Origin of the sequence: Mycobacterium sp. (assembly GCF_049683935.1) — a bacterium.
In the GTDB taxonomy this organism is placed as follows: Bacteria; Actinomycetota; Actinomycetes; order Mycobacteriales; family Mycobacteriaceae; genus Mycobacterium.
On sequence record NZ_JBAUJR010000097.1, the window covers coordinates 1 to 3,987 of the forward strand.

A 3,987-nucleotide genomic window follows, 5' to 3' on the forward strand; every position below is an offset into this window, starting at 1 on the left:
GCCGGGACCCGGCCGCGCGGACCCGGCGCCGTCTCGTCGGCGGGGCGGCTCTGCGGCGCAGCGAGTTCCGGGCCCTCGTAGTAGTCATCGGTCTCGAAATTCCAGAACCAATCCTCACCCGGCTCGAACGACCTGATGATCGGGTGGCCGGAGTCGCGCCAGTGCCCCGACGCGTGGCGGGACGGGGAATCGTCGCAGCAGCCGATGTGGCCGCACGCAGCGCAGCGGCGCAGATGCACCCACCAGCCACCGGCTGCATCGCATTCGACGCAACCGGTACCGCTCGGGGCAACTGTCGGGTCAACCGCGGCGCTCACGACGGCGAGCCTACCCACCCCGGGCAGTCCGCTCATCTCGATCCGAACGGCCCGCCGGGTGGTCTATCGTCGCGCCATGGCAACCAAGGACTCCCGCGAGGTCGTGATCGAGGCAACACCGCAGCAGATTCTCGACGTCATCGCCGACGTCGAGGCGACCCCGTCCTGGTCGCCCCAGTACCAGAAAGCCGAGATCCTCGAGAGTTTCGACAACGGCAGGCCCAAGAGGGTCAAGATGACAGTCAAGGCCGCAGGACTGACCGACGAGCAGGTCATCGAATACACCTGGGCGGACGACAAGGTCACGTGGACATTGATCTCCGCCGGTCAGCTCAAGGCCCAGGACGCCGGGTACACACTCACGCCGGAGGGTGACAAGACGCGGGTGAAGTTCGACATCGCCATCGATCTGTCCGTGCCGATGCCGGGCTTCATCCTCAAGCGCACGATGAAGGGCGGGGTGGAGACCGCGACCGAAGGCCTGAAGAAGCAGGTCCACAAGGTTTTGCAGGGGTGATGGCGGCGTGACGGTAGGCGCGAAGTCGCCGTAACCCGCGCAAACCGCTGTCGGGGCTTCTAGGCTTCCTGGGTGCGGTTGTCGTGGCCGTTAATTGGCCGTTCAGAGGAGACGAAAACCATCGAAGCCGCCGTCGCGGCTCCGGATGTCTCCGGCGTGCTCATATGCGGAGCAGAGGGTGTGGGGAAGAGTCGCATCGCCCGGGAGGCGTTGTCGGCTGCGGCGTCGGCGGGGTGGGAGACCCGATGGACGGTCGGCACTTCCTCGGCCCGGACGATTCCGCTCGGTGCGTTCACAAGTTGGGCGCCGTCGGACGCCACCGACACCGTGCAGTTGCTGCGGGGCGTGGTCGAGTCACTGACCGCCGCGCGTCCGGGTAACAAAGTGGTTGTAGGGGTCGATGACATCCATCTTCTCGACGAACTGTCCATCTTCGTCGTGCATCAGATCGTGCAGCAGGGCCTGGCGAAACTGATCATCACCGTCCGCGCGGATGAACCGACTTCACCCGCAGTGCACGAGATACGGAAGGTCGGCGACTTCGTCCGCCTCGATCTCGGACCGCTGTCGCATGCCGGCACCACCTCGTTGTTGTCCGCGGCGCTGTCGGGGTCAGTCGATCCGGAGGCGTCTCAGCGGTTGTGGCAACTCACCGGCGGCAACGTTCTGTATCTGCGCAACATCGTCGAGCAGGAGATCACCGACCGCCGGATCGTCCACGAGCGCGGGTGTTGGCGGTGGGTCGGCGAACCGACGGTGCCGCCCGGTCTGGTGGAACTGATCGAGTCGCGGATCGGGTCACTGCCCCCTGCGGTCAGCGACGTCATCGACCTGCTTGCCGTTGGGGAACCGGTCGAACTCGCCACGTTGACGAAACTCACCGATGCTGCCGCGATCGAGGAGGCCGAAACCCGTGGACTCATCACACTCACCCCTGCCGCCGGCGGCATCGAAGCGCGGGTGGCCCATCCGCTCTACGGTGAGATACGCCGCAATCGCGCGGCGCGTACCAGGCTGCGACGACTGCGTGGGTTGGTGGCGTCCCAGCTTGCGGAATCCGCTGACCGCGACGACATCCGGGTCGTGGTACGCCGCGCCAGCCTGAGTCTGGACTCCGACCTCGAACCCGATCCCGAGTTGCTCGTCCGGGCGGCGAACGGGGCGGTCTGGCTTGCAGATCTGGCCCTGGCGGAGCGACTGGCGGAAGCGGCGATCCGCGCCGGAGCGGGACAGGAGCCGACTTTCGTCCGTGCGCATGCGCTGTCCTGGCTGGGTCGCGGTGTAGAGGCTGATGCGCTGCTGGCCGAGGTCCGCATCGAAGCGTTGTCCGACCACGACCGCGCCCGACTGGCGTTCTGGCGGTGCAGCAACATGATGTGGGCCCTGGGTGACCCTCTGCGCGCGAAAGAACTCATCGACGAGGCGTCGCGCCACGCGCCTCCTGAGGCGCGGACATACATCGACACCTTCCTGACGGTGTACTGGTTTGCGCTGGATCAACCTGAAGCGGCGCTTCAGGTGTCACGGGGACTCGCACTTGAGGATCTGCCGGTCGTCGGCGCCGAGATCGCGTGGGTGCTCGCGCAGATACTCGCCGATGCGGGGCGCACCAGCGAGGCGCTGGCCGTCGCGGAATCGGGATATGAGGTCGCCAGTCGTTCCCTCGACGCGCCGCACATGAGATTCAACATCGCCGATGCCGAAGTCACTGCGCTGCTGTTGGCCGGCAACATCGCCGACGCGCTCGAGGTGGCAGAGCGCACCCGTCGGCAGTCAGCCGACCTACCCGGGGCCGCCCAAGCACTCGGCATTGCCGTGGCGGGTCGGGCGGCGCTGGGGGCCGGCGACCTACGCACCGCATCGGTGCTGCTCGATCGGGCGGCCGAGAGCCTGTCGGCGTCCTATCCCATCGGCTGGGGATACCGCTACAGCATTCCGCGGACGACCGCACTGGCGATGCGTGGCCTGACGGACGAGGCGGCGGCCGGGCTGGCCGATATCGCGAAGGTGCAACGTACCTTTCGTTCGCTGGACGACGAGTTGAGCCTGGCAAAGGCCTGGGTGTCGGCCGGCCAGGGCGCAGTGAGCGAGGCGATCAAGTTCGCGGGGGAGGCAGCGGAAAGTGCCAGGAGCGTAGGACGATTCGCCGCTGAGGTGCTCTGCCTGCAGACCGCCACCCAGTTCGGCGATCGAACGTGTGGACCTCGTCTCGGCGAGCTCACGTCGACGGTGGAAGGTCCGCGGGTGGGCCTCGCCGTGCGGTTCGCTGTCGCTCTGCACGACGGAGATGGCGCCGAATTGTCCTCCTTGTCAGAGGACTTCGAGGCCGCGGGCGACCGAGTGGCCGCTGTGGATGCGGCCGCCCACGCGGCGCTCGCATATCGCCGTCAAGGTAAACGCGGATCGGCGTTGAGTGCCTCGACACGTGCCGATGGTCTTGCGGACGCATGCGGTGGCCTCAGTACGTGGGTTCTCCGGCAGGCCCGCGAACCTCTGCCGCTGACGGAGCGTGAGGTGGAGATCGCACTGCTGATCGGTGAAGGACTGTCCAACCGCGGGATTGCCGAGCGGCTGACTCTGTCTGTGCGCACTGTCGAAAGCCACACCTTCCGCGCCATGTCGAAAACCGGCACTACGAGTCGTGAGGAACTGGCCGCTCTGCTGCACCGGCGTAAGCGGTCCGACTAGCACCGCGAGGCGATGTACCGCTGCGCTGGGCGGCGACTCAGTGGTTTCGAGCCGGGGAATCCGAGACTGCAGTAGCGCACTACTGACCTCGCCACCCCCTCGCCGACAGACGATCGGAGAGTCACAAACCGCCAGGACAAAGGGGACACGACGTGTCCGAGTTGATTGCGGCAACCGCAGAACCGAAGCAGAGCACCACGCACGCCGAGCTGGCCACCGCGGCTCCGAGTCGTCCGGCAGTGGTCATCACCGAGCAGGAAGTCCTTTTCAGCACAGCCGCCGCAGTGTCGATGCCTCGCACCAAGGCCACCCGAGGGCTGATCGCCGCCATCCAGGCGATGTTCCGGAGTGCGCCAGCGGATGAAGTGCGGGAGCCCCGTCACTATCCGCCACGGCGCACCGAGTTCCTCGAGCAGGCGGCGATGGCGCGGGAGATGCGCAGGTTGTGATTCCGTCGTGATTCAG

The 3,987-nt window shown here is 66.7% G+C and carries 4 protein-coding genes; 3 read left to right on the plus strand and 1 reads right to left on the minus strand.

Going from position 1 to position 3,987, the window contains the following annotated elements; translation table 11 throughout:
- A partial coding sequence (locus WA965_RS05370) for a UBP-type zinc finger domain-containing protein (RefSeq protein WP_526447200.1) occupies positions 1–317 on the minus strand: 317 nt, incomplete at its 3' end.
- Positions 318–393: 76 nt separating this feature from the next.
- On the opposite strand from WA965_RS05370, the gene WA965_RS05375 reads away from it, so the two are divergent.
- From WA965_RS05375 to WA965_RS05385, 3 genes are all read left to right on the plus strand, one after another.
- Positions 394–834, plus strand: a complete 441-nt coding sequence (locus tag WA965_RS05375; protein WP_526299163.1) for an SRPBCC family protein — start codon at positions 394–396, stop codon at positions 832–834.
- A 72-nt stretch (positions 835–906) separates the two neighbouring features.
- Positions 907–3,522, plus strand: coding sequence for a LuxR C-terminal-related transcriptional regulator (locus WA965_RS05380; protein ID WP_526299165.1), 2,616 nt, complete (start codon positions 907–909; stop codon positions 3,520–3,522).
- A 152-nt stretch (positions 3,523–3,674) separates the two neighbouring features.
- A complete protein-coding gene (locus WA965_RS05385; RefSeq protein WP_526299167.1) occupies positions 3,675–3,971 on the plus strand; it encodes a hypothetical protein in 297 nt (98 codons plus the stop codon).
- The last annotated feature ends 16 nt before the right edge of the window (positions 3,972–3,987 follow it).

What these genes read in the sequence shown, in the direction of transcription:
- WA965_RS05375 (WP_526299163.1), top strand. Translation starts at nt 394, where the DNA reads ATGGCAACCAAGGACTCCCGCGAGGTCGTGATCGAGGCAACACCGCAG.